Source organism: Bradyrhizobium sp. NBAIM08, from assembly GCF_020193935.1.
Lineage (GTDB): Bacteria > Pseudomonadota > Alphaproteobacteria > Rhizobiales > Xanthobacteraceae > Bradyrhizobium > Bradyrhizobium yuanmingense.
The window spans coordinates 1,209,991-1,233,366 of record NZ_JADYVR010000001.1; the positions used below are offsets into that span (position 1 = coordinate 1,209,991).

The window sequence follows — 23,376 nt, forward strand, 5'->3', positions numbered from 1 at the left end:
GGCTCTTCAGTGTTGCGTCCCGGCGCCATCGGGCGCCGAGGAGCTCTCTTCGCCAAGAGAAGATTGATCATCGTTGCCGGCCTCGCCATCCGGCGGCGCGGCATGCTGATGGCTTAGCGCGGATGTCCATGCGGATGTCATCGCCGCTATGAGCATCCGGTTGACGGCCTCGATGACGCGTTCTGCTGCGGACGAGTAGTTCATGGCCTCCTCCTGCGCTGCCGACTGGAATGACCGAAGCGTAGGACGGCGCCTTGAGCACCACTGTACGCCACTTCACACCTGCGCGCGTCAAGTCATCGCAGTCCCGGAGGATGCCGCCTGCCCCGGCTGCATCCGCCACGGGATTCTGATTTCCACCTTGACGGGTTGCTGAGCGCGCGCACTCACAACCTTCGGCTCGTTGCGGTTCGCGCGCGACTCTGAATCAGATGTGAATCTCGGCGATGCAAATCGCATTGGTTAGCTCTGGGGGTAATCAATGAGCGGAGAAGCCGGTTGCATTGTGTGTAGCAGAGCAAGAGCGGTCGTCGCGATCGTCCCGATTGCAAGAGGATATGCCCTGAAAACATATGAATGTGCCTGTTGCCACAGCACCCTGCAGCTCGTGACCCGCGTCTCGAAGGCGGCGCTGATCAAGCAGCAGGTCAATATCCTCGCCCAGATGGAGCAGCAGTTGCGCCCGCCTGTTCGCAGGGTGCAACAGGCCTTCGCGAATTAGGCGCACGAGGCATTTCTCTGGGCTTCAGTCGACAGCGCGCGGATTGAAAGCGCGCTTCTCCTCGAGCCCTCAATTCGGCTTTTGCGTCGGCTTGCCGTCGATCTTGGGCAATTCGCCGGCCGAGGCGGACTGATCGCCGCCGCCATTGGCGCGGCGGGCCATCTCGACGGTCAGCCGCTCGGCGGCTTCCGATGACATCAGGCCCAGGATGTCCGACATCTTGCGCGGCGCGATCGCCGAGGCGATCTCGATCAGCACGCCCATTTCGAGCCGGTCGAACACCCGCGCGGCATCCTTGGGCTTCATGCCCTCGTACATGGTCACGAGGCCCTTCATGCGCTGGGCTTCGGCGGCCTTCTGCTCGGCCTGGGTCGCGGAGATGCGGGTTTCCACCGCCTTCATCTCCTCGACCTTGGTCTCGATGCGCTTCTCGGCCGACTTGAGCAGGCTTTCGCGGATGTCGATCTCGCGCTGGCGCGCCTCGATCTCCTGACGCCGCGCCTGCAACCGTTCCAGGATCGCGCGCTCCGCGGCCGAGACCTGCGGCTGCCCCTCGTCGATCTTGACGACGGTGCCACCCTCCATCTTGGTCTCGGGCGCTGCCGGCTTAGGTGCTTCCTTCGGCGCAGGGGTCGAGCCGGTGATGTCGGGATCCTCGCGGCCGGTCGGGAAATTCAGGTTCTCTTCCGCCCAGGATTTCTTGCCCTGGTTCGGCTTGTAGTCGAAGACATAGCCGCCGTTGATCGCAAGGCCCGCCACCTTCAGCGTGGCGAGGCCGGCGACGGCGACCAGGACGACGGGAATGACGCGGATGTTACGAAATGACTTCATACCCAGGCTTCATGCGGCAAGGCCGTTGGATCGTCGGCGCTCGGAGAAGGCTTCGGCGGCCGCCGCCACCGCCTTCGCGGACGACGGCTTGGGCGCGGGCGCGGCGACCGTCTCCGGATTGGTGACGGGACGCGCGGCGATCGCGATCTTGGACAGGCGCCGCACCACGTTGTCGGCCTCGCCGAGCTGCTTGTAGAGCTGATCCGACATCTGCGTCGCGGCGGCGAGCTGGCTGCCGAGGTTCTCGTTGACGTCGCGCACGGCGAGCTTCAGCCCGCCGATCGCGCGCTCGGCAATCTCGGTCGCGGTGATCAGCTCGGCGATGACGGCCTTCAGCGAATGCTCGTCCGCCTTCAGCCGCCTCAAGCGCTTGTTGAGCGTGACGCAGTAGACGATCGTCAGCATCAGCAGGATAGCCACCAGCGTCTCGATCGCCATTCCCAGGGAGTGGTTCATGGGGCCTCCATCATCTTGTTCTGCTCGTCCACCTTCTCGAACATCGCAAGTGTCGTACTTGGCTTGCGCAAGGGTTTCGTCACACGGATCGCGACGCGGTCGCCGACCCGGCCCATCCGCCCCTCAGTCAGCGTGACGTCGCCGCAACGCACGGTGACGTTGGCGTCGGCGCGCATGTCGAGCGGCAGCGTGTCGCCCACCTTGAGCCGCATCAGCTGCTTGAGCGGAATGTCGGCCTCGTAGAGCACGGCGTCGACGGCGATCTCGGCCTGCACGATCTCGGTGGCGAAGTGGCCCTCCCAGACCGGGTCGCGGCCGAACTTTTCGCCCATGAACATCTGGAGCAGGACGCCCCGGATCGGCTCGATGGTCGCATAAGGCAGCAGCAGCTCGATGTTGCCGCCGCGGTCTTCCATGTCGATGCGCAGGCGCACCAGGATCGCGGCGTTGGCGGGACGGCTGATCGCGGCGAAACGCGGATTGGTCTCGAGCCGGTCGATCGAGAAGGTCACCGGCGACAGCGGCCGGAACGCCTGCTCGGCGTCGGCCAGCACCACCTCGACCAGCCGCTTGACCAGCTCGGTCTCGATCGTGGTGTAGGGCCGGCCCTCGATGCGCAGCTGGCTGGTGCCGCGGCGGCCGCCGAGCAGCACGTCGATCATCGAATAGATCAGGTTGGAATCGACCGTCGCCATGCCGAAGTTCTCCCACTCCTCGGCCTTGAAGACGGTGAGGACGGCGGGCAGCGGGATCGAGTTCATGTAGTCGCCGAAGCGCACCGAGGTGATGCGGTCGAGCGAGACTTCGACGTTGTCGGAGGTGAAATTGCGCAAGGAGGTCGTCATCAACCGCACCAGGCGGTCGAAGACGATTTCGAGCATCGGCAGGCGCTCGTAGGAGACCATCGCCGAATCGATGATCGCGCGAATGCCGGAATGGTCGTCGAGCGTGACGTCACCGACGGTGAAGCCGAGGAGATTGTCGATCTCCTCCTGGGACAACACCCGCTCGCCGGAATTCTTGCCGGTGCCGAGATCGCGGCTGCCGTCCTCGACCATGGCGGCCCATTGCAGGGCCATCGTCTCCGATAGCTCGTTCTCGGCGGCAGCCTTTGCCGCCTCGGCGGGATCCTCGCTATCGAGCGAGGCCTCCCACTGGGCGGCAATTGCATCCTGGTCGACTTGGTCGTTGCCCGCCATGATCCCTAGTCCGTCATGCTCACTGGACCACGACTTCCTTGAACAGCACGGCGCTGACCTGGATCGGGGCGACCGCCGCGTTGACGCGCTTGGTCAGCTCCTCCTTGAGGCGGAAGATGCCGGCCGAACCGTTGAGGTCGGACGGGCGCAGCTCGCGCACATAGGTCTGGAAGATGTCGGTGACGCGCGGCATCGTCGGCTTGATCGCCTCGATCTGCTTCTCTTCCTTCAGCTCCAGCACGATCTTCAACCGCAGATATTGCACGCGCTCGCCGGGCGAACCGGCGAGGTTGACCATCAGGTCGGGAACGTCGACGAAGGCCGGCGGCTTCGGCGGCGGCGCGGCCTCGGCATGATGCTCATCGCCGCTATGACGGAAGAAGAAGAACCAGGTCGCAGCACCGCCGCCGAGCACGGCGAGCGCGCCGACGACCATGATGATGAGCTTGAGCTTGTTCTTCGGCGGAGCGGCTTCCGCGCCATCAGCGGCTGCGCCGCCTTCCTCGTTCTCTGCCATGGTTGCCGCGCCCGTTCATCTCTCAAAGGGGTCGAAAGAGCGAAGCCTCCTGGCAGACAATGACGCGATACGAATGCCCCAGCGCAATGCGCTCCTCTGATGCGCAAACGCTACGGTAATAATGGTTAACGGAATCTTTCGATTGGGCCGCCGCTAGGAAAAATCTGCCGGGCAAACATGGCTAACAGAACCTTTCTGCCGCCTGCTCGCGCCGCTCGAAAGTCGCCAACACATTGAAGTTACGTGATTTTCCTGATTGGCACGGCTTTCGCTGAGAAGGGGCCGAGACTTCACGGTTTGGGAGAACCCGACGGTCTCGGTCACGGGGTCCGCCAAGGCGCTTGGGAGAGCGAAATGGCAGATCCGCTCAGGGGAGATTTCCGATGCAGAACGCGCGTCTGATCGGCTTGTCACGGCAGATGACGTTGGAGCGGCAGATGGATGTCATCGCCAACAACGTCGCCAATGCCAACACCAACGGCTTCAAATCCGACCATTCGCTGTTCGAGGAATATCTGAACTCGAACGCGCGTGAGGACAATTTCATCGGCCGCGACCGCCGGGTCTCCTATGTCCAGGACCGCGGCACCTTCCGCAACATCAGCCAGGGGCCGCTGGAGCCGACCAACAATCCGCTCGACATGGCGATTAACGGCGGCGCCTATTTCGCGGTGCAGGCCAACGGCGGCGAGTTCTATACCCGCGACGGCAAGTTCTCGCTCAATAGCACCGGCCAGCTCGTCACCGCCGACGGCAATCTCGTGCTTGGCAATGCCGGCCCGATCACCTTTCAGCCGACCGACCACGACATCAACGTCGCGCCCGACGGCACCGTCACGGTGCTCGAGGGCACGGCGCGGACCGACTCGATCCGCGGCAAGATCCGCATGGTCTCGTTCGACGATCCGGCCAAGCTGACCAAGCTCGGCGCCAATCTCTATGCCGCCGGCTCGGCGAACCAGCAGCCCGACACCAAGTCCACCCTGCAGCAGGGTTATGTCGAGAAGTCGAACGTGAATGCGGTCGGCGAGATGACCCGCATGGTCGAGGTGATGCGCAGCTACGCCGCGGTCGCCAACCTGCTGCAGCAGCAGAGCGACCTCCACAAATCGGCGATCGAGAAGCTCGCCGACGTTCCGGCCTGATTGAAGGAGAACTGAGATGCAGGCGCTTCACACCGCAGCGACCGGAATGGCGGCACAGGAACTCAACGTTCAGGTGATCTCCAACAACATCGCCAACCTCCGCACCACCGGCTTCAAGAAGCAGACGGCGGCGTTCCAGGACCTGATCTACGAGCATGTCCGCCGCGTCGGCGCCCAATCGTCGGACCAGGGCACCATCCTGCCGGTCGGCGTCGACATCGGCGGCGGCGTCAAGACCGTCGGCACGCCGCGCAGCATGACCCAAGGCACGCTGTCGCAGACCGGCAACGACCTCGACCTCGCCATCTCGGGCGAGGGCTTCTTCAAGATCCTGATGCCCGACGGTACCTTCCAGTACACCCGCGACGGCACCTTCCAGATGGACAATCAGGGCCGCGTCGTCACCGCGCAGGGCAATCCGGTGCAGCCCACTATCACCATTCCCAACAACGCCTCGGGCATCTCCGTGAGCGAGCAGGGCCAGGTCTCGGTGACGTTGCCGGGCTCAACCACCTCCTCGATCGTCGGCCAGATCGGCGTCACGCGCTTCATCAACAAGGCGGGCCTGCAGCCGGTCGGTAACAACCAGTTCACCGAGACGCCCTCGTCCGGTGCGCCGCAGGACGGCACCGCGAACACCGAGGGTTACGGCAAGCTCACGCAAGGCAGCCTTGAGCAGGCCAATGTCGACGTTGTCTCGGAGATGAGCGACCTGATCGCCGCCCAGCGCGCCTACGAGATGAACGCCAAGGTGATCAGCGCCGCCGACCAGATGATGCAATCGACCACGGCGTTGTTCCGCTGAGGTGATGACCATGATCCGCGCCACCCTCGCCGCCATCTCCACCCTTCTCGCGCTGGCCTTGCCGGCAGCGGCCGCCGACGATTTCATCGCCGCGCCGACGCTGCGCGCAAGCGTCACGGTGACTTCGGACGTGGTGCGGATCGGCGATCTCATCGACAACGCCGGATCGGCCGCGCTGATCCCGGTCTACCGCTCGCCCGATCTCGGCACCACCGGCACGCTGACGACAGGCCAGGTGCTCTCGGTCCTGCGGGCCAAGCAGGTGATCGGCGTCATGACCGGGGACATCAAAGAGGTCCAGGTCACCCGCCTCGCCCGCACGCTCGCGAGCAAGGATATCGAAAACGCCGTCGCCGCGGCGCTCGAGCGCCGCTTCGGCCTCGGCGACGCCGCCAACATCACCATCACGTTCGACCGCAGCGTCGCCGAGATGCGGCTGGACGCCTCCAACAGCGGCGCGCTGCAGCCGGTCGCAACCCGCTATGATGCCCGCAGCACGCGTTTCGACATCGCCTTCGAGATCGCCAACGACGGCAACGCCGCGCCGACCCAGCTGCGCTTCACCGGCACCGCAATCGAGACGGTGGAGGTGGCCGTGCTGACCCGCGACATCGACCGCGCCGATCTCCTGAAATCCTCCGACCTGTCGTTGGAGCGCCGGCCGAAGGCCGAGGTCGCCGGCGAGCCTGCCTCGCGCGACCGCAGCATCGGCATGCAGCTGCGCCGAGCAATGCGCGCGGGCACGCCGATCCGCGCCGCCGACCTCGTCAGGCCCGACTTCGTGGTGCGCGACCAGGCGGTCACCATCATCTACCAGGTGCCCGGCCTTTATCTCACCACGCGCGGCAAGGCGATCGAGAGCGGCGCCGAGGGCGACACCGTCAGCGTGCTCAATCTGCACTCCAAGCGCACGCTGACCGGCATCGTGACCGGCCGCGGCCAGATCACGGTGCAGGGCGCCAGCCAGTCCGCACCGATGGCACCGGCGGTCGAGCAGACCTCGTCGGTCAAGCGCGACCCCGTGCCGGCGGCCGCTGCCCTGGCGCAGAGCCTGGTCCAGGCACCCGCGTCCGCAGCCGAGATCGCCCAAGCCCAGATTCCGCAAGTCCGCCTCTCGCAAGCTCCAGCCAAGTCAGAGTAGATTCATGTCCACGTTCAGTTCGGCCTCCCGCCTTCGTCGCATCGCGATCTCTGCCCTGCTGCTTGCAATTTGCGGCTTGGCGAGCGGCTGCTCCTCGATCGACCGCCTGTCGCAGATCGGCGAGCAGCCGAAGCTGTCGGCGATCGACAACCCGACGACGCAGCCCGGCTACAAGCCGGTGCAGATGCCGATGCCCAAGCCTGAGGTCGCCTCCTACAATCCGAACTCGCTGTGGCGCAACGGCAGCCGCGCCTTCTTCAAGGACCAGCGCGCCCGCCAGGTCGGCGATCTCCTGACGGTAGCCGTGAACATCACCGACAAGGCCAACATCGAGAACGACACCTCGCGCAGCCGCAGCAACAAGGAAGATTCCGGGATCACGGACTTCATCGGCTCCCAGACGATCACCCAGGCCAACAAGATCCTCCCCGGCCGCATCCTGACCGCCGACTCGACCTCCTCGAGCGAGGGCAAGGGCAGCGTCGACCGCAAGGAAGCTCTGCAGACCAACGTCGCCGCGGTGGTGACCCAGGTGCTGCCGAACGGCAATTTGGTGGTCGAAGGCAAGCAGGAGATCCGCGTCAACTTCGAAATTCGCGAGCTGATCGTCGCCGGCATCGTCCGCCCCGAGGACATCCAGAGCGACAACACCATCGACTCCACCAAGATCGCCCAGGCCCGCATCGCCTATGGCGGCCGCGGCCAGATCACCGACGTGCAGCAGCCGCGCTACGGCCAGCAGGTCATGGACGTGCTGCTGCCCTTCTAAGCCCCTTCAAGAGCTCCCACATCGTGCTCGCGAACTAAAGGCGCGAACGACGATGTACTACGCGGCCCTCGCTAGCTCCCCTGGCGAGGGCCGCATGTATTTTGCCTGCGCCGCCAAAGCGGCGCAGGCTTCTCTCACAGCAGCATGATCCCGCGTGCTTGCGCCCATCGCTGGAGGATCTTGCACTCCTCGGCAAACGGCGGACGGTTCGCAAACCCACGAACCTGAACCGCCCTGGAACGGGTATCAAGCTCGATGGTCAGCAGCCGCTGGACGTCACCCGAGGCACGGCGACGGAGCGACCAGATCGAGGCATGCCCGGCAATGCACTTTGTCGCGTAAGTGGCGACGCAGTGACGCATGCCCCGCGTCTCAGCCACGAGATCGGCTGCGGTCCGCAACTGGACCACGACATATTCTTCGCGCTTGGCGCGGTCCTTGGACGACTTGGTCCATGACCAGTCCGCGATCGCTGCACCGGGCCAACGGTCCTCGCTCTGCTCGGGGCCTGCTGCCAGCCCCCCCGCACGGTTTCGCGCCGCCTCGGCGCGACGGCGTGCGGCCTCGATACGAGCAATCGCATCGAGATCGCGATGCCATTCGCGCATCTGCCGCCCAAGCGAGACCAGTGAACGCCCCTTGAGGGTGTACTCTGGATCACGCCGGTGGCAATCGGCGAGGTAGTCATGGAAGTCATCCATGTCCTCGACCGTGGTGGGTTGCGCGCAGAAGAAGCGCACCACCTCGCGCCAGAAGCGATGCTGAGCGCGCTGCGTCTGCGTGATCCTGGTGCGCGCGATCCGCATCGCAACAGCGGGATCGGTCGCATAGGAACGCGCAATCGCCTGCCAGATCGCAGCCTCGAAGCCGACCTTCCCCAACGGATTGAGGAAGGCATGGACCTCCTTGCGAGACAGCCATTCGGCCGCACCGGCGGCGTAGAGCGAACCGCCGCCGGCCGCCACGACATACCATCGCTTGCGCAACATGATCTCGTCGCGGCTCAGTCCCGCGCTGTCGATCCAGATCTGCTCCAGATGCTCAGCGACAGGATAGCGCGCAAAGAGATAGCGGGCGGCGCCAAGACGAAGACGCGCCGCGTCGCGAGTCTTCAGCTGCGGCTTCCATGCCGAAGCATCGCGAAGGACGTTCGCCTCGAAGCCACGCCTGGCCTCTTTGATCGCGTTCTCGAAATCCGGTGGAGGACGCGTCCGCTGCGACACATGCCGCAGCGACAGCTCGTAGGCTTCAACCCGCGCGCGCTCGGCCTCCCGCCGGCGCTGAATCAATGACTGTGCCATTGTCGTTCAACATGATTGGATGACTGTCAGCCGGACGCACTGAGAGCGTCGGCACGGAATGTGTCGATCGCCACAAAGTACTCACGGCTGGTCTCCTCAATTTTGAACGCGCAGGTTGAATGGGACGGGGCTCATAGACCCGATTGCCGGCGGGCGCAAGATGCCTTTGTCGGGATGTGTCAGAAGCTGCGTACTGCGAGGCAGGTCCGCGACATTATTGCAACGCCGCGACAGCACACTCCGCCATTGCGAGCGCAGCGACTTGTCCACCGAAGCCTTGGCGAAGGCGCGACGTACCGGATTCCCCGCCTTCGCGGGGAATGACTGCGGAGAGGACCAATGCCGCTCACGTAAACTCCGCCTCCACCACGCCGAGCCCGTCCAGCTCCATCCGCACCTTGTCGCCGGCCTTCAGCCACAGCGTCTTCACCAGGCTGCCGGTGAGCACGAGCTGCCCGGCGTGCAGCCCCTTGCCTTCGGCGGCGAGATGGTTGGCGAGCCAGGCGAGCGCGTTGTGGGGATGGCCGAGCACGTCGGCGCCGGTGCCGTGGCTGACCTCCTCGCCGTTGACGATGGCGCGGCCTTTGACCGCCTTGAGGTCCGGCACCAACGAGCGCGGGACCGAGGGACCCAGCACGCAGCCGGCGGCAAAGAAATCGTCGGCGATCAAGGTCGGCGCGCCCATCGTCTCCCATTTCACGTAGCGGTCGTCGACGATCTCGATGGCGGGATGATAGGACTCGACCGCCTCGCCGACCCATTCGGCCGTGAAGGGCGCTTCGCCGGCGGCAAGGTCCCGCTTCAGCCGCACCGCGATCTCGCATTCGACGCCGACGCGGACATAATTGGAGGCGGCGAGCTTGGCGCCGCTGTCATGGACGCCCTTCTGGAACACGCCGCCGCCGCAAGGGTGCGGGATGCCGATATAGTCCTGCATCACCTGGCTGGTGCAGCCGATCTTGTAGCCGACGAGCGGACCGACATGCGGCAGCAGCAGATCGTGCAGGGTGCGCTGGACCTGATAGCCCTCGGCTTCGTCCGCAGGGGGGCGCTCCAGCGCCGCGAGCGGGGCGTGGTTGCGACGCGCCAGCGCGATCGCCTTTGCGGCTTCGAGAATCTTGTCCATCGGCGCCGCCTCCCACGCTACGCAGTCCAAGGCGGCACTTCAGCATCCCCGCCCCGGCCTGACAAGCGCGGGCAGCATGCCCTCACCCCTTGACGAGGCCGAGCCGGATCAGGCTCTCGGCGGTCGCAAGGATCGCCTCCTCATTGGAGCGCGCCTGCCAGCCGAGCAGCGACTTGGCCTTGGCGCTGGTGGAATGCCTGATCATTCCGAGCATCGGCACGACCGCACGCAGCAGCGAAATCCGGCGCGCGGCCAGCCGCACCAGCCAGTCCGGCGCCTGGAGCCGCGGAACCCGGCGCGCTCGCGGCCCGAGTTCCCGCCGCAGCACGCCGGCGATGTCGAGGATCGACATGGTCTCGCCGGAGACCGCGATGAAGCGCTCGCCTTTCGCCTCCGGCGCAGTCATCGCCCGCAGGTGCAGCTCGGCGACGTCGCGGACGTCGACCACGCCGAAATAGACCCGCGGCACGGCCGGCATGGCGCCGTCGAGCAGCGATCTGACGATCTCGATCGAGCCGGAAAAGTCCGGCCCCAGCACGGGCCCGAAAATGCCGGCGGGGTTGATCACCGACAGCTCCAGCCCATCGCCCTCGCGCGCGACGAAATCCCAAGCCGCCCGCTCGGCCAGCGTCTTGGACTTGACGTAGGGTTGGCCGTCGACACCGGCGAGATTGGTCCATTCGGTCTCATCGAACGGCTTGTCGCGCGGCGGATGGCCATAGCCGATCGCGCCCAGCGACGAGGTGATGACGACTCTCTTGACACCGGCCGCGCGCGCGGCCCGGAGCACCCGGATCGTTCCGTCGCGGGCGGGGATGATCATCTCGTTCTCGTCCGTGGGGACGTTGGTCGAGAGCGGGGACGCCACATGGAGAACGTAGTCGCAGCCCGCGACCGCCGCCGCCCAGCCGTCGTCCCGGGTCAGATCGGCGGTGACGAAGGCCACGCTCTCGGGCGTCGCCGCCTCGCCCTCGCGCAGCATGGCGAGCACATCGGCCTGGCGCTCTGGCCGGCGCACCGTCGTCCGCACGGCATGGCCGGCGGTCAGAAGTTGCAGGACGACATGGATGCCGACGAAGCCCGACCCGCCGGTGACCAGAACAGTGCTCATGACCCACGTTCCCCGCAAGCTGGAGACTCTGTTAGCGCTGAAGAACGGCGCGCTTCGTGTTGGCGCCTTTGCGGCGCTCGATCGGCGTACGGCCTGCTGCCGGCGTTTAAGGAAATATTGAGCTGGCCCAGGCTTAATGGGGATACCCGGCTTGGGACGTCGCAGCAGGCCTGATTGCAGCGATGCTTGATGCAGCTGGATCAGCGTCTCAACTTCAGAGTCGATCTCGTTGATGCGACTCGCAAAATCTCCCGCACCTGAAGTGAAGGCTGTTTCTCATCCGAACTCACGTGAGCTCGGAGCAATCCGGTCTAGCCCGTTGATCGCGATTCACTTTTCGCGATCGCGCTGTCGCCATGGTGGGCGCGACGGCAAGCTATGGGCAATATGCGGAGCATGGCGCGAAATGGCGCCCTGCGTCCAAAAACAAAGAGCCGCATCTCTGCGGCTCGGACCTTATTCGTCGCGATAGACCTTCTCGCGTTTCTCGTGGCGCTCCTGCGCTTCCACCGAGAGCGTCGCGATGGGCCGGGCCTCGAGCCGCTTCAACGAGATCGGCTCGCCGGTTTCCTCGCAATAGCCGTAGGTGTTGTCCTCGATACGCTGGAGCGCGGCATCGATCTTGGCGATCAATTTGCGCTGGCGGTCGCGGGCGCGGAGTTCGATGGCACGGTCGGTTTCGGACGAGGCCCGATCGGCGAGATCGGGGTGGTTCACGTTCTCCTCCTGCAGAGCCTGCAGGGTGAGCTTGGATTCTTTGAGGATCTCATCCTTCCAGGCGAGGAGCTTCAAACGGAAGTACTCCTTCTGCCGGTCGTTCATGAAAGGCTCTTTGTCGGTCGGTCGGTAGTTTTTCAACTTTTCCAAGGGAGGCCTATCTTCTTAAGCAACGACTCGCGGACGGACCGGGGTCCGTTGAGCCGGGCCTTATATAGTGGCCTCCCGTGACAGACAATATTTCCCTCACCGCCCGATCCGCGCCCCCAAGCCCTTGCACAGGAAGGTTTATCCTTGAGGGCTTGGAGGCAGCTGGCCGCCCTTAATAGCCGACCGTGAAGCGCTGCTTCAGGTGGGCCGGCTTTTCGATCTCGTCGGCGAGCGCAATGGCGTAGTCGGCGAAGGTGATCCAGCTCTTGCCGTTCGCATCTGCGAGAAGCTGGTCGGTCCCGAGCCGGAACTTGCCGGTGCGCTCCCCCTCCTCGAACAGCGCCGAGGGCGAGATGAAGGTCCAGTTCAGGTCCTTTTCCTGCCGCAGCAGATCCAGGAAGGCCGAGCCCGCCTCCGCTTCGGCCTTGTATTGGGCCGGAAAATTGGGAGTCGTGACCAGCTTCACGCCCGGGGCAACCTCGAGGCTCCCGGCGCCGCCCACCACGAGGTAGCGACCGACCTTGGAGTCCTTCGCCGCACCGATCAGCTTGAGCGGATCACTGGCCAGGAAGTGCACGGAACTCACGGCGACGTCGTGACCGGCCCACAGTTTGGCGAGGCCCGCCTGGTCGAGCACATCCCCCTTGGTTGGCGTGACGTTCGGCAGGGCCGCAATCTTTTCCGGGTTCCGGGCGATGGCCGTGACCGTGTGGCCGCGGCGGGACAGTTCCCTGGTGATCTCCGACCCCGCCCGGCCCGAGGCGCCGGCGACTGCGATTTTCATGGAAGGCTCCTTTGCTTCTATGGTAACTGACAGAGACTAGATATCGCAAAGAATGCTGGTGTTAAGAGAGCACTTTGTGCTTACCTGATTACGCTGAGGTAACTGATCGCGTACAACCGGCACGCAGATGCCAAGCAACGGTATGGATTTCCGAGAACCGACGATGAAACCCGACGTCTACGCAGCGAACTGCCCCACCCGCCAAATCCTCGATCGCGTCGGCGACAAATGGGCGGTGCTGATCCTCTTGCTCCTGCGCGAGGAGCCGATGCGCTTCAATCAATTGCGCCGCACGATTGAAGGCATCTCGCAGAAGATGCTGAGCCAGGTGCTCAAGTCGCTCGAACGCGACGGCCTGATCAGGCGCCGCGCCATCGCGACCGTGCCAGTGACGGTGGAATATTCGATCACCCAGCTCGGCCTGACACTGGCGGCGGCTGTGGATCCCTTACGCGATTGGGCCGAGCAAAATCTGAAAGACGTGCTCGCCGCCCAGCGCCGCTATGATGCGCAGTTGAAGGAGGAAGCGGCGTAAGAGCCTCCGTGACTACGCCTGCCCGGCCTTCGCCAGTTCGACCTCGACTCGCAGCTCGATCTCGGAGAGCACCGCATCGAGACCGGCATCGCCTGAGGACGATTTCAGGTGGGCCGCCGCATCACGCAGCCGCATCACGGTCGAGGCGTCGAGATTGCCGGACAACAGGCCCATCTTGAGATCGTCGAGCACGTCGAGCGCAGTCCTGCCGCGGGCGACCGAGCGCTTGCGGCGCTCGACCGGATCCTCCTCGACACCCTGCAACGCTAGCAGCGCATCGATGTTGGCGGCCGCCTTCGGTGCGGCAGCGCTCCGCGTCTCCTGCGCAGATGAGGTGTCGGGCAGCACGAAACTGCCGGAGCCCGTCCGCTTGGCCTGGCTGGCCGGCGTGCCAAGCGTCGTACCGTTCGGTCCGTAGATGCGCATCGGAAAGAATCCGGGTGATCGATGCCTCACCTTCGCTGTCTTATGGTTAACGCTGCGTAAACGGCCCGGCAAAATCTGCCGACAGCCGGCAGTTTCGCTCCCCAGGGCGAACGAGTGCTGACAGCGGACGCAACAGATTTATTCAAGCTATTCAGCCACCTAGCTCGCCACCAGGCGTTGGCACAGCGCTCGCAAGGAAAGCGCCGGACCAGCTCGTCATGGGAGTGTCGTGCAAGTCCTGTCCGATTTGAGGAGCCTTTTCTAGGGGCCTTGGGGAGCAGAGATGCCAGGCGTTCGTTGGGTGAGGATTGTTGGGTTGGCCTGCGCCGCGCTGTCGGCGCTGGCGCTGTCGGTCACCTCGGCGGCGGCGACCTCGCGCATCAAGGACCTCGCCAATATCGAGGGCGTGCGGCAGAACCAGCTCATCGGTTATGGCCTCGTCGTCGGCCTCAACGGCACCGGCGACACTCTCAACAACATCCCCTTCACCAAGCAGTCGCTGCAGGCGATGCTCGAGCGCATGGGCGTCAACATCCGCGGCGCCACCATCCGCACCGGCAACGTCGCCGCCGTCATGGTCACGGGCAACCTGCCGGCCTTCGCCACCCAGGGCACGCGCATGGACGTCACCGTGTCCGCGCTCGGCGACGCCAAGAATCTCCAGGGCGGCACACTGCTGGTCACCCCCCTGCTCGGCGCCGACGGCAACGTCTATGCGGTGGCGCAGGGCTCGCTCGCGATCTCCGGCTTCCAGGCCGAGGGCGAGGCCGCCAAGATCGTGCGCGGCGTGCCGACGGTAGGACGCATCGCCAACGGCGCCATCATCGAGCGCGAGATCGAGTTCGCGCTCAACCGGCTGCCGAACGTCCGCCTGGCGCTGCGCAATCCCGACTTCACCACCGCCAAGCGCATCGCGGCCGCAATCAACGACTATCTCGGCGTCAAGACCGCCGAGCCGATCGATCCCTCGACGGTGCAGCTGTCGATCCCGCCCGAGTTCAAGGGCAACGTCGTCGCTTTCCTCACCGAGATCGAGCAGCTCCAGGTCGACCCTGATCTCGCCGCCAAGATCGTCATCGACGAACGCAGCGGCATCATCGTGATGGGCCGCGACGTCCGCGTCGCCACCGTCGCGGTGGCGCAGGGCAACCTCACGGTCACCATCTCCGAGAGCCCGCAAGTGAGCCAGCCCAATCCGCTGTCACGCGGCCGCACCGTGGTCGCGCCGCGCAGCAGCGTCACCGTCACCGAGGACGGCAAGAAACTGGCGCTCGTCAAGGACGGCGTCTCGCTCCAGCAGCTCGTCGACGGCCTCAACGGCCTCGGCATCGGCCCCCGCGACATGATCAGCATCCTCCAGGCGATCAAGGCCGCCGGCGCCATCGAAGCCGACATCGAGGTGATGTGATGCAGACCAGCGCGATCAACACCCCGCGCCTCGCCACCAGTTCGGCCTTCTCGGTCGAGAGCCGGAACGGCCGGCCGGACTTCGAGCTCGCCGCCGCGCTGCAAAGGGTCTCGCCGCAGCAACAGGCCAAGGCCCAGAAGACCGCCACCGACTTCGAGGCAATGTTCCTCAACAGCATGTTCGCGCAGATGACCTCGGGCCTGAAAGGCGAAGGCCCGTTCGGCGACACGCCCGGCACCGGCGTATGGCGCTCGATGCTGACCGAGCAATATTCCAAGAACTTCGCCCAGGCCGGCGGCGTCGGCATCGCCAGCGACGTCTACCGTACCCTCATCCTGCAGCAGGCGAAAACGATCCGCACGGCATAAGGTCAAACGAGATGAACCATTTCAACGCCTCACGTCAGCCGATGCAGGCCCAGCGCCCGGGCAGCGCGCCCGTCAGCAGCGAGGCGCGCAAGCTCGCCGAAGGCCTAATGGACGCGATGAGCGCCCTGCTCGGATTGATCGAGCGCGAGACAGAGCTCGTCCGCGCCGGCAAGGTCCGCGAGGCGATGACGCTCGAGGGCAAGAAGCAGGAATTGTCGCGCAGCTACGTCAGCGCAGTCGGCCAGCTGAAGGCAAACCAGGACCAGCTCGCGAAGTCCGCGCCGGAGCTCCTCTCGACGCTGCATCGCCACCACGATGCGTTCCGCGCGATGCTCCAGGTCAATCTCACCGTGCTCGCGACCGCGCACGCGGTTTCCGAAAGCGTCGTGCGCGGCGTCAACGCCGAGATCCAGAAGCGCAACGTGCCGAACACCTATACCGCCGCCGGGCGCAGCGCAGCGCCAGGTCCGCGCCATATCACGCCGCTTGCGGTCAGCCGCTCGCTCTGAGCAGCACGAGAACAACCGACAATTTTAGGAAAAACCGCGCGGCGATGGCGTCGCGCGGTTAGGCACGTTTCCTTACCGGGTGTTCAGTCCTGGTGTTCCATGCTTGCGTGATTAGAGGGGTTGGGATTTGACTCACGTAAGGCAACCAGGAGGCTGCCATGAGTACAGATTTCAGCATCAGGCCGGTGGGGATCCCGGCCCCCGTGCAGATCGTACCGACGTCGAATTCGGCGGCGAACGAGGCTGTGCAAACTGATCTTCCGGTGAGGCAAACGGTCGCCGCGAGCGATACGAGCGCGCCGGTGCGCAATGATTTGCCGAACCACGAGAACATCTCGCGCCAGGTCGTGTTCGACCAGGCGGCCGCGTCCTTCGTCTTTCAGGTCGTCAACGACAAGACCGACACGGTGGTGAACCAGTTCCCTGACGAGGCGATGCTCCGCCGGCGTGCCTATTTCCACGCACTGGACATGAAGTCCGAGCCCCCGCGTCCGCTCAGCACGGATCTCAGCGCCTAACGATCACGCGAGCGATGCCGATGTTTCTGCTCTGCGTCTGGCCGTCATCGGTCAGCGCGGAGTTCGCGTGCCGAGGCAAGACCACTGGCCGCGATCAGCTCCTGCCTAAATTGCGAGTTTCGCCGATGTGCTCGTGATGCGACCATCACGAATTCCGTCACGGCCGTCCGGACAGCCCTGCCGCGATATTGCGGTTGATCTCGATCAGCGGACGGAAGTGATCAAACTGCGGGCTCATCTGCAGCGCGGCGGTCTGGCTCAACACGAACACGCTGATGTTGGCGATCTTCTGCCGGACGTCGATCGGCTGCGGATTGCTGTCGCGCATCGCCTCGCTCAGGAAGATGGTCCAGAGCTTGCGGTTGAACATCAGGGCCTGCATGGTCTGCTCGCTGAGCGGATCGGCGTTGTTCACCGCGTCCTGGAGCTTGTTGGCGGCCTTGAGCAGAGTCTGCGCCTCGATGTCGCGAGGAGATGCGGTGGTGGTTGCAACACGCGCATAAGCCGAGGCAGCGGAATTCGACATCAATCACACCCTGGAGGTTACCTAGCGCGTTGTACGCGCTTAAGGATTTCTTTCCCAACCCTAGGCAGCACCGCTTAAGATTTGCTTACGTATCGTGCTTGGAAGTACTCCGCAGAATTACGGGGCACGGAGTCCTTCGTCAGCGCAACGCTAGATCTACGCACGCACGATGTAAACTCGCCTGGCGTGATGCGCGTCGATCTCGGCTAATCTCGTCTTAGCGATCTTCCTCAAAAGAACGGCGGAGCATCAGCTCCGCCGCGTAATCTCGAATAGCGAAGTTGCGCTGCGGAATTAGCGGAGCAGCTGCAGCACGCTCTGTTGCGACTGGTTGGCCAGCGACAGCGCGGAGACCGCGATCGACTGGCGCGTCGACAGCGCCTGGCTGTTCGCCGCTTCCTCATTGGTGTCGGCAAGCGTCAGGTTGGCTGAGCCGGTCTGCAGCACGTTGATCAGGTTCTTGGAGAAGTCCTGACGCACCTGCACGATCGACAGGTTCGAACCGAGCGTGGAACCTTGCGAACGCAACGTGCTCGAGGCCGCGTTCAGGCTGGCCAGCACCCTGTTGGTGGCACCGTTGTCGATGAAATCGACGCCGTTGACGAGATTGCTGAGACCGAGGCCCGCCGCATTGAACACCACGCCGTTGATGCTCAGCGTGGAGCTGCCGGTCTCGTTGAAGACCAGCTTCAGCGTGTCGCCATTGAGCAGGTTGACGCCGTTGAAGGAGGAGTCCTGCGAGGTCGTGTCGATCTGGGCCAGAATGTTGTTGAACTGGTTGACCAGGTTGGAGCGCGCGGTCTGCGCCACGGGATCCTGGACCGGCGGCTGCGCGGTGGTGAAGGCGAGAACGCCGGTGATCGTGCCGCCGACCGCGCCGCCCGCGATCGTCGAGCCGAGCGTCGAAGAGGCGTATTCATTGACGGTGGTCACCGTGAGCACGCCGTTGGCATCGATCGTGGCCGTCAGGTGATTGGCCTGAAGCTGCGCGTTGAGTTGGTCAAGCGTCTTGACGGTGCCGTTGGTGCCGTCGCCGAAGGTGACGTTGACAGGCGTGCCGCCGTTGAAGGAGGTGAAGGTCAGGGTCTTGCCGCTGATGCCGCCGACGCCCGAAGTGCGCGCCGCGGTGAAGGCCGTCGCCGTTCCCGTGTTGCCGCTGAGGCCGAAGGCGCTGAGCGCATTGCCGGTGCCAGTGATCGACAGGTCGGCATTGATGCCGGTCGAGAGCGCAAGCTGACCGCTGCTGTTGACCGACGACGGGATCTGGCCCGCGGTGGTCGAGATGGTTGCCGCGCCGTTGAAGATGCTGGCGGTCTTGACGCCGGTGGCGAGGTCGACCGCGTTAAGCAGATCGGTCAGCGTCGCGCTCTGGATGTAGACCGTCGAGTTACCGTTGCCGTCTGTGACGACGTTGCCGCTGACGCCATAGCCGGTGGCCACGCTCGCTGTCGATTGCGGCGTCTGCGCGTTCTTGAAGGTGATGGTCTTGCCGCCGATGTTCAGCGTCGAGCCGTCCTGGACCAGGGTGCCGAGCGAACCCGCGGTCGTCGAGCGGTTCGCGGTCACGTTCGCGTTGCCCGCGCCGGTCGCAGAGGTCAGGCCGAGCGCCTTGAGGAAGTCTGCCTTTCCGGTCACGCTGAGATCGGCGCCGGTCGAACTCTTCAGCGTCACCGCGCCACCACCCGATATGGACGATGCTACCTGAAGCGTGCCGACAGGGCCGGCCGAGCCGCTGACCGCGAATGTCGCCGCGCCTGCGCTGATGGTTGCGGTCTTGACGCCGCTGGCGAGGTCGATGGCGGTGAGGACGTCGTTGACGGTCGCTAGGGGCGCCGCCGCCGTTCCCTGATAAATGATTGAATTGCCGTTGCCATCGGTGGCGATGTGCCCGCTGGCGTCGAGGCCCCAGCCGGTCGGCTGGGCGCTCGGAGCAGCGCCGGTGCGGAACGTGATGGTCTTGCCGTTCACCGTGATGGTGTCGCCGTCCGCGGGCGGCGTGCCGAAGGTGGTCGATGCCGTAGTGCCGACCAGCGTCGCCGTGCCGGACAGCGCGGTGGTGCCGTCGGCGGCGAGCGCGGCCGTGCCGGTGAAGGTGCCGGCGGTCGAGCCGAGCGAGGCGCCGAGTGCGGCAGTTCCCGTGACCGGGGTCACGCCGCCGGCCGCGCCGGTATAGAGCACGTTGCTCTTCGCGGTCGCACTCGCATAGGAGGTCGTGCCGCGCAGGTCGGCCGGGGTCGCGCCGGGAATCGTGGTGGAGACGTTCGACTTGGTGGAATAGCCGACCGTGGTCTGCAGCGCCTGGTTGGCGATCGACTTGGCGCTGTCGATCAGTTTCTGCAGCGAGGTGATGCCTGTGTTGGCGGCCTGCAACACCTGGACGCCGTTATTGATGCCGTCGAGCAGGTTGCTGATGTCGCTCGCCCGGTTGTCCAGCCCCTGCGCCGTGAAGAAGTTGGTGGGATTGTCGAGCGCCGTGTTGACCTTCTTGCCGGTCGACAGCCGCTCCTGCGTCGTGGCCAGCAAGTCGGCCGTCGACTGCAGCGACAACAGGTTCTGGCGAACTGACGCCGAGAGAACGATGTTGGACATTGGCGAGTCTTCCTCTTGAACCGGATACGAATCGGCCGCGCGGACTGGAAAGCCGGCCTTTTGTCCAGTTTTAGGAGGTGTCCTTTAAAGTATGGTTAACGGCGGTTTAAGGGATAGGGTTAACCGCCGATGAACGCCCCTGCCCGCCCCCGGACGCAAAGAAAAAGCGGCGGAGCCAAGGCCCCGCCGCTCGATTTTAGTCAGTGATTTCAGCCGCTTGTTAGCGGAGCAGCTGCAGCACGCTCTGCTGCGACGTGTTGGCCAGCGACAGCGCCGAGACCGCGATCGACTGCCGGGTCGACAGTGCCTGGCTGTTGGCCGCCTCAACATTGGTGTCGGCCAAGGTCAGGTTGGACGAGCCGGTCTGCAGCACGTTGATCAGGTTCTTGTTGAAGTCCTGACGGATCTGCACCACCGAGAGGTTCGAGCCGAGGCTCGAGGCCTGCGAGCGCAGCGTGCTCGATGCGGCGTTGAGGTTGGTCAGCACCCGGTTCGCGGCGGCGTTGTCGATGAAGTCGACGCCGACCGTCAGCGAGGCGAGGCCGAGACCCTTGGAATTGTAGGTCACGCCCGTGATGTTCAGGCTCGACTTGGCGGTCTCGTCGAACACCAGCTTGAGCTGGTCGCCGTTCAAGAGGTTGACGCCGTTGAACGAGGAGTCCTGCGCGGTGGTGTCGATCTGGTTGAGGATATTGTTGAACTGAGTCACCAGATTGGCACGCGCCGTCTGGGCAACGCCATCCTGGACAGGCGTGGAAGCGGTCGAGAAGGTCAGGGCCGAGGTGAGCGTGCCGCCGATCGCACCGCCGGCAGCCGTCGAGCCGAGCGTCGAGGACGCATAGTCGTTGGAGGCGGTGATGGTCAGCAGGCCGTTGGCGTCGATCGTTGCGGACAGGTTGTTGGCCTGCAGCTTGGTGTTGAGTTGATCGAGCGTCTTGATCGTGCCGTTGGTGCCGTCGCCGAAGGTGACGTTGACCGCCGTGCCGCCGTTGAAGGAGGTGAAGGTCAGGGTCTTGCCGGCGATGCCGCCGATACCGGAGGTGCGTGCCGCGGTGAACGCGGTCGCATTACCGGTGTTGCCGGCGAGGCCGAACACGTTCAGCGCATTGCCGGTGCCGGTGATCGACAGATCAGCGTTGACGCCGGTCGAGATCTTGAGCTGACCGGACGTATTGATCGTCGAGTTGGACTGGCCGGTGGCCGTCGCAAGCGTGGCAACGCCGGCGGCGCTGATGGTCGCGGTCTGCACGCCGGTGGCGAGGTCGATCGCCTTCAGCACGTCGTTGACCGTACCGGCCTGCAGATAGACGGTCGAGTTGCCGTTGCCGTCGGTGACGACGTTGCCGTTGACACCGAAGCCGCTCGGAACGCTGGGAGCACCGGTCGAGCCCGGAACCGGCGCATTCTTGAAGGTGATGACGTGACCGTTGACGTTCAGCGTCGAACCGTCGGTGATCGTCGCACCCAGCGAGGCCGCGCTCGTGGTCCGGTTGACGTTGACAGTGGCGTTGCCTGCACCTGTCGACGTCGTCAGGGCGAGAGCCTTGAGCAGGTCGGCCTTGCCGGTGACGCTCAGATCCGCGCCTGTCGAGCTCCTCAGCGTGACGGCGCCCGCAGCGACGGTCGAAGCGGTCTGGCCGTTGCTCGTGGCGATCGTCGCCGCACCCGAGGTGATCGAGACCGTCTTGACGCCGCTGGCGAGATCGATCGCGCTCAACAGGTCGTTGACGGTCGCGGTCGGAGTGCCGGCGGTGCCGAGATAGACGGTGCTGTTGCCGTTGCCGTCGGTGACGATGTTGCCGCTGACGCCCGAGCCGGCCGGAACGGAGGACGCGCCCGGAGCCGAGCCGCTGCGGAAGGTGATGGTCTTGCCGTTCACGGTCAGCGTGTCGCCGTCGGCAGGCTGGGCGTTGCCGGCGAGGCCGGTCGCGGTCGTGCCGTTGGTGGCGATCAGGGTCATGGTGCCGCCCAGCGCCGTGGTGCCGTCACCGGCCGTTGCGCCCGTGCTGGCGAAGACGCCGATGGTGGCGCCGAGTGTGCTGGTGCCGTTCGCCGCCGTGGTGCCGCCGGCGGTGCCGTTATACAGCACGTTGCTGCTCGCCGTCGCGCTGGCGAACGAAGTCGTGCCGCGCAGGTCCGCCGCCGTCGCACCGGCGATCGTGGTCGAAACGTTCGACTTGGTGGAATAGCCGACCGTGGTCTGCAGCGCCTGGTTGGCAATCGACTTGGCGCTGTCGATCAGCTTCTGCAGCGAGGTCAGGCCGGTGTTGGCAGCCTGCAGCACCTGCACGCCGTTGGCGATGCCGTCGAGCAGGTTGTTGATGTCGCTGGCGCGGTTGTCGAGCGACTGGGCCGTGAAGAAGTTGGTGGGATTGTCCAGGGCCGAGTTGACGCTCTTGCCGGTCGACAGACGGTTCTGTGTGGTGGCGAGAAGATCGGCGGTGGACTGGAGAGACAGGAGGTTCTGACGAACCGACGCAGAGAGAACAATACCGGACATGACTCTTACCCTTCTGGCTTACGCGTCTTCGTTCGATCGCTTCCGGATCGAGTGACGGGGCTAGCGTGCCGTGACATGGCTAACAAAGGGTGAAACGCATGAAGCCCGCATAAGCGCCGGTTCACCATAAGCGAGCGGACCGTGCGCGCACGGCGCGCAATCCATCTGAAATCATTGGCAATTCCTGGCGACTACGATCCATTAACCATAACCGCTGGTTACTTTTTCGAGCGGCGCCTGCTCTCTCGAAATCTCCGAACAGTGCGCAAAAAGAAAGCGGCGGGGCCGAAGCCCCGCCGCCGTAATCGTCTTGCGACGTCGTCCGCGACTTAGCGGAGCAGCTGGAGCACGCTCTGCTGCGACTGGTTGGCCAGCGACAGCGCGGAGACCGCGATCGACTGTCGGGTCGACAGCGCCTGGCTGTTGGCCGCCTCGACGTTGGTGTCGGCCAAGGTGAGGTTGGACGAGCCGGTCTGCAGCACGTTGATCAGGTTCTTGTTGAAGTCCTGACGGACCTGCACAATCGTCAGGTTCGAGCCGAGGCTCGAGGCCTGCGAGCGGAGCGTGCTCGAGGCGGCGTTGAGGTTGGTCAGCACCTTGTTGGTGGCAGCGTTATCGATGAAGTCGACACCGCTGGTCAGCGAGGCGAGGCCCAGACCCTTGGAATTGTAGGTCACGCCGGTGATGCTGAGGCTCGACTTTGCAGTCTCGTCGAACACCAGCTTGAGCTGGTCGCCGTTCAAGAGGTTGACGCCGTTGAACGAGGAGTCCTGCGCGGTCGAGTCGATCTGGTTCAGGATGTTGTTGAACTGAGACACCAGGTTCGCACGCGAGGTCTGGGCAACCGTATCCGCGACGGGGCTGGAAGCCGTCGAGAACGTCAGCGACGAGGTCAGCGTGCCGCCGATCGCACCACCCGCGGCGCTCGAACCGATGGTCGAGGACGCGTAGTCGTTGGTGGTCGAGATCGTCAGCAGCCCGTTGGCGTCGATCGTCGCCGACAGGTTGTTGGCCTGCAGCTTGGTGTTGAGCTGATCGAGCGTCTTGACCGTGCCGTTGGTGCCGTCGCCGAAGGTGACGTTGACCGCCGTGCCGCTGTTGAAGGAGGTGAAGGTCAAGGTCTTGCCGCTGATGCCGCCGATGCCGGAGGTGCGCGCCGCGGTGAAGGCGGTCGCCGTTCCGGTGTTGCCGGCAAGGCCGAGCGCGTTCAGCGCATTGCCCGTG

The 23,376-nt window shown here is 64.7% G+C and carries 25 protein-coding genes; 10 read left to right on the forward strand and 15 right to left on the reverse strand.

Going from position 1 to position 23,376, the window contains the following annotated elements:
* Positions 1 to 6 precede the first annotated feature (6 nt).
* Positions 7 to 204 carry a hypothetical protein gene (locus tag I6F37_RS06010; protein WP_074448248.1) on the reverse strand — a complete coding sequence of 66 codons (198 nt, stop codon included), beginning with the start codon at positions 202 to 204 and terminating at the stop codon, positions 7 to 9.
* A 277-nt stretch (positions 205 to 481) separates the two neighbouring features.
* Here I6F37_RS06010 and I6F37_RS06015 point away from each other — a divergent pair, with 277 nt between their 5' ends.
* Entirely contained in the window at positions 482 to 721 is a 240-nt protein-coding gene (locus I6F37_RS06015) for a hypothetical protein (protein WP_036013084.1), read from the forward strand.
* 69 nt (positions 722 to 790) lie between these two features.
* Here the strand turns inward: I6F37_RS06015 and I6F37_RS06020 are convergent, their stop codons facing one another.
* From I6F37_RS06020 to fliL, 4 genes are read right to left on the reverse strand one after another with little or no spacing between them, the layout of a single operon-like run.
* Positions 791 to 1,552, reverse strand: coding sequence for a MotE family protein (locus I6F37_RS06020; protein ID WP_036013086.1), 762 nt, complete (start codon positions 1,550 to 1,552; stop codon positions 791 to 793).
* Positions 1,553 to 1,561: 9 nt separating this feature from the next.
* The gene (locus I6F37_RS06025) at positions 1,562 to 2,008 is read right to left on the reverse strand and encodes a DUF6468 domain-containing protein (protein WP_074448249.1); all 447 of its coding nucleotides are present in this window, start codon (positions 2,006 to 2,008) and stop codon (positions 1,562 to 1,564) included.
* Positions 2,005 to 3,207, reverse strand: a complete 1,203-nt coding sequence (gene fliM, locus I6F37_RS06030; RefSeq protein WP_036027916.1) for a flagellar motor switch protein FliM — start codon at positions 3,205 to 3,207, stop codon at positions 2,005 to 2,007. The genes I6F37_RS06025 and fliM overlap by 4 nt, the downstream gene beginning before the upstream one ends.
* Before the next feature lie 19 nt (positions 3,208 to 3,226).
* Complete coding sequence (gene fliL / locus I6F37_RS06035; RefSeq protein WP_036027917.1) at positions 3,227 to 3,724, reverse strand: flagellar basal body-associated protein FliL; 498 nt, start codon at positions 3,722 to 3,724, stop codon at positions 3,227 to 3,229.
* Positions 3,725 to 4,107: 383 nt separating this feature from the next.
* On the opposite strand from fliL, the gene flgF reads away from it, so the two are divergent.
* The 4 genes from flgF to flgH are packed head-to-tail and all read left to right on the forward strand — an operon-like array spanning position 4,108 to position 7,584.
* Entirely contained in the window at positions 4,108 to 4,869 is a 762-nt protein-coding gene (gene flgF, locus I6F37_RS06040) for a flagellar basal-body rod protein FlgF (RefSeq protein WP_128264476.1), read from the forward strand.
* Positions 4,870 to 4,885: 16 nt separating this feature from the next.
* Entirely contained in the window at positions 4,886 to 5,674 is a 789-nt protein-coding gene (gene flgG, locus I6F37_RS06045; RefSeq protein WP_036013098.1) for a flagellar basal-body rod protein FlgG, read from the forward strand.
* A 10-nt stretch (positions 5,675 to 5,684) separates the two neighbouring features.
* Complete coding sequence (flgA, locus tag I6F37_RS06050) at positions 5,685 to 6,815, forward strand: flagellar basal body P-ring formation chaperone FlgA (RefSeq protein ID WP_225150561.1); 1,131 nt, start codon at positions 5,685 to 5,687, stop codon at positions 6,813 to 6,815.
* 4 nt (positions 6,816 to 6,819) lie between these two features.
* Positions 6,820 to 7,584, forward strand: coding sequence for a flagellar basal body L-ring protein FlgH (flgH, locus tag I6F37_RS06055; protein WP_225150563.1), 765 nt, complete (start codon positions 6,820 to 6,822; stop codon positions 7,582 to 7,584).
* Positions 7,585 to 7,718: 134 nt separating this feature from the next.
* On the opposite strand, the gene I6F37_RS06060 is transcribed toward flgH, so the two are convergent.
* From I6F37_RS06060 to I6F37_RS06080, 5 genes are all read right to left on the reverse strand, one after another.
* Complete coding sequence (locus I6F37_RS06060) at positions 7,719 to 8,885, reverse strand: PcfJ domain-containing protein (protein WP_225150565.1); 1,167 nt, start codon at positions 8,883 to 8,885, stop codon at positions 7,719 to 7,721.
* Positions 8,886 to 9,231: 346 nt separating this feature from the next.
* A complete protein-coding gene (locus tag I6F37_RS06065) occupies positions 9,232 to 10,011 on the reverse strand; it encodes a 2-keto-4-pentenoate hydratase (protein ID WP_225147600.1) in 780 nt (259 codons plus the stop codon).
* Between the two features lie 82 nt (positions 10,012 to 10,093).
* Positions 10,094 to 11,122, reverse strand: a complete 1,029-nt coding sequence (locus I6F37_RS06070) for an aldehyde reductase (RefSeq protein WP_225150567.1) — start codon at positions 11,120 to 11,122, stop codon at positions 10,094 to 10,096.
* A 456-nt stretch (positions 11,123 to 11,578) separates the two neighbouring features.
* Positions 11,579 to 11,944 (reverse strand): RNA polymerase-binding protein DksA, encoded by a 366-nt coding sequence (gene dksA / locus I6F37_RS06075; RefSeq protein ID WP_085966600.1) that lies wholly within the window; start codon positions 11,942 to 11,944, stop codon positions 11,579 to 11,581.
* A gap of 217 nt (positions 11,945 to 12,161) precedes the next feature.
* Entirely contained in the window at positions 12,162 to 12,773 is a 612-nt protein-coding gene (locus I6F37_RS06080; protein WP_036013109.1) for an NAD(P)-dependent oxidoreductase, read from the reverse strand.
* A 163-nt stretch (positions 12,774 to 12,936) separates the two neighbouring features.
* On the opposite strand from I6F37_RS06080, the gene I6F37_RS06085 reads away from it, so the two are divergent.
* Positions 12,937 to 13,308 carry a helix-turn-helix domain-containing protein gene (locus I6F37_RS06085; RefSeq protein ID WP_025037390.1) on the forward strand — a complete coding sequence of 124 codons (372 nt, stop codon included), beginning with the start codon at positions 12,937 to 12,939 and terminating at the stop codon, positions 13,306 to 13,308.
* Between the two features lie 12 nt (positions 13,309 to 13,320).
* Here the strand turns inward: I6F37_RS06085 and I6F37_RS06090 are convergent, their stop codons facing one another.
* Positions 13,321 to 13,734: a flagellar assembly protein FliX gene (locus I6F37_RS06090; protein WP_036027923.1), complete on the reverse strand. Its 414-nt coding sequence runs from the start codon at positions 13,732 to 13,734 to the stop codon at positions 13,321 to 13,323.
* Between the two features lie 283 nt (positions 13,735 to 14,017).
* On the opposite strand from I6F37_RS06090, the gene I6F37_RS06095 reads away from it, so the two are divergent.
* From I6F37_RS06095 to I6F37_RS06110, 4 genes are all read left to right on the forward strand, one after another.
* Positions 14,018 to 15,142, forward strand: coding sequence for a flagellar basal body P-ring protein FlgI (locus tag I6F37_RS06095; RefSeq protein ID WP_036027924.1), 1,125 nt, complete (start codon positions 14,018 to 14,020; stop codon positions 15,140 to 15,142).
* On the forward strand, positions 15,142 to 15,510 hold the full coding sequence (gene flgJ / locus I6F37_RS06100; protein WP_225124687.1) for a flagellar assembly peptidoglycan hydrolase FlgJ: 369 nt from the start codon (positions 15,142 to 15,144) through the stop codon (positions 15,508 to 15,510). The genes I6F37_RS06095 and flgJ overlap by 1 nt, the downstream gene beginning before the upstream one ends.
* 11 nt (positions 15,511 to 15,521) lie before the next feature.
* Entirely contained in the window at positions 15,522 to 16,019 is a 498-nt protein-coding gene (locus I6F37_RS06105; protein ID WP_036013118.1) for a hypothetical protein, read from the forward strand.
* Positions 16,020 to 16,177: 158 nt separating this feature from the next.
* Positions 16,178 to 16,537 carry a hypothetical protein gene (locus tag I6F37_RS06110; protein ID WP_225150569.1) on the forward strand — a complete coding sequence of 120 codons (360 nt, stop codon included), beginning with the start codon at positions 16,178 to 16,180 and terminating at the stop codon, positions 16,535 to 16,537.
* 157 nt (positions 16,538 to 16,694) lie between these two features.
* Here I6F37_RS06110 and flaF read toward each other — a convergent pair whose 3' ends face one another.
* The 4 genes from flaF to I6F37_RS06130 form a co-directional block, all read right to left on the reverse strand.
* Positions 16,695 to 17,063: a flagellar biosynthesis regulator FlaF gene (flaF, locus tag I6F37_RS06115; protein ID WP_018642830.1), complete on the reverse strand. Its 369-nt coding sequence runs from the start codon at positions 17,061 to 17,063 to the stop codon at positions 16,695 to 16,697.
* A gap of 294 nt (positions 17,064 to 17,357) precedes the next feature.
* Complete coding sequence (locus I6F37_RS06120) at positions 17,358 to 19,652, reverse strand: DUF1522 domain-containing protein (RefSeq protein ID WP_036027928.1); 2,295 nt, start codon at positions 19,650 to 19,652, stop codon at positions 17,358 to 17,360.
* Between the two features lie 220 nt (positions 19,653 to 19,872).
* Positions 19,873 to 22,152: a DUF1522 domain-containing protein gene (locus tag I6F37_RS06125; protein WP_225150570.1), complete on the reverse strand. Its 2,280-nt coding sequence runs from the start codon at positions 22,150 to 22,152 to the stop codon at positions 19,873 to 19,875.
* A 329-nt stretch (positions 22,153 to 22,481) separates the two neighbouring features.
* A partial coding sequence (locus I6F37_RS06130) for a flagellin (protein ID WP_275945360.1) occupies positions 22,482 to 23,376 on the reverse strand: 895 nt, incomplete at its 5' end.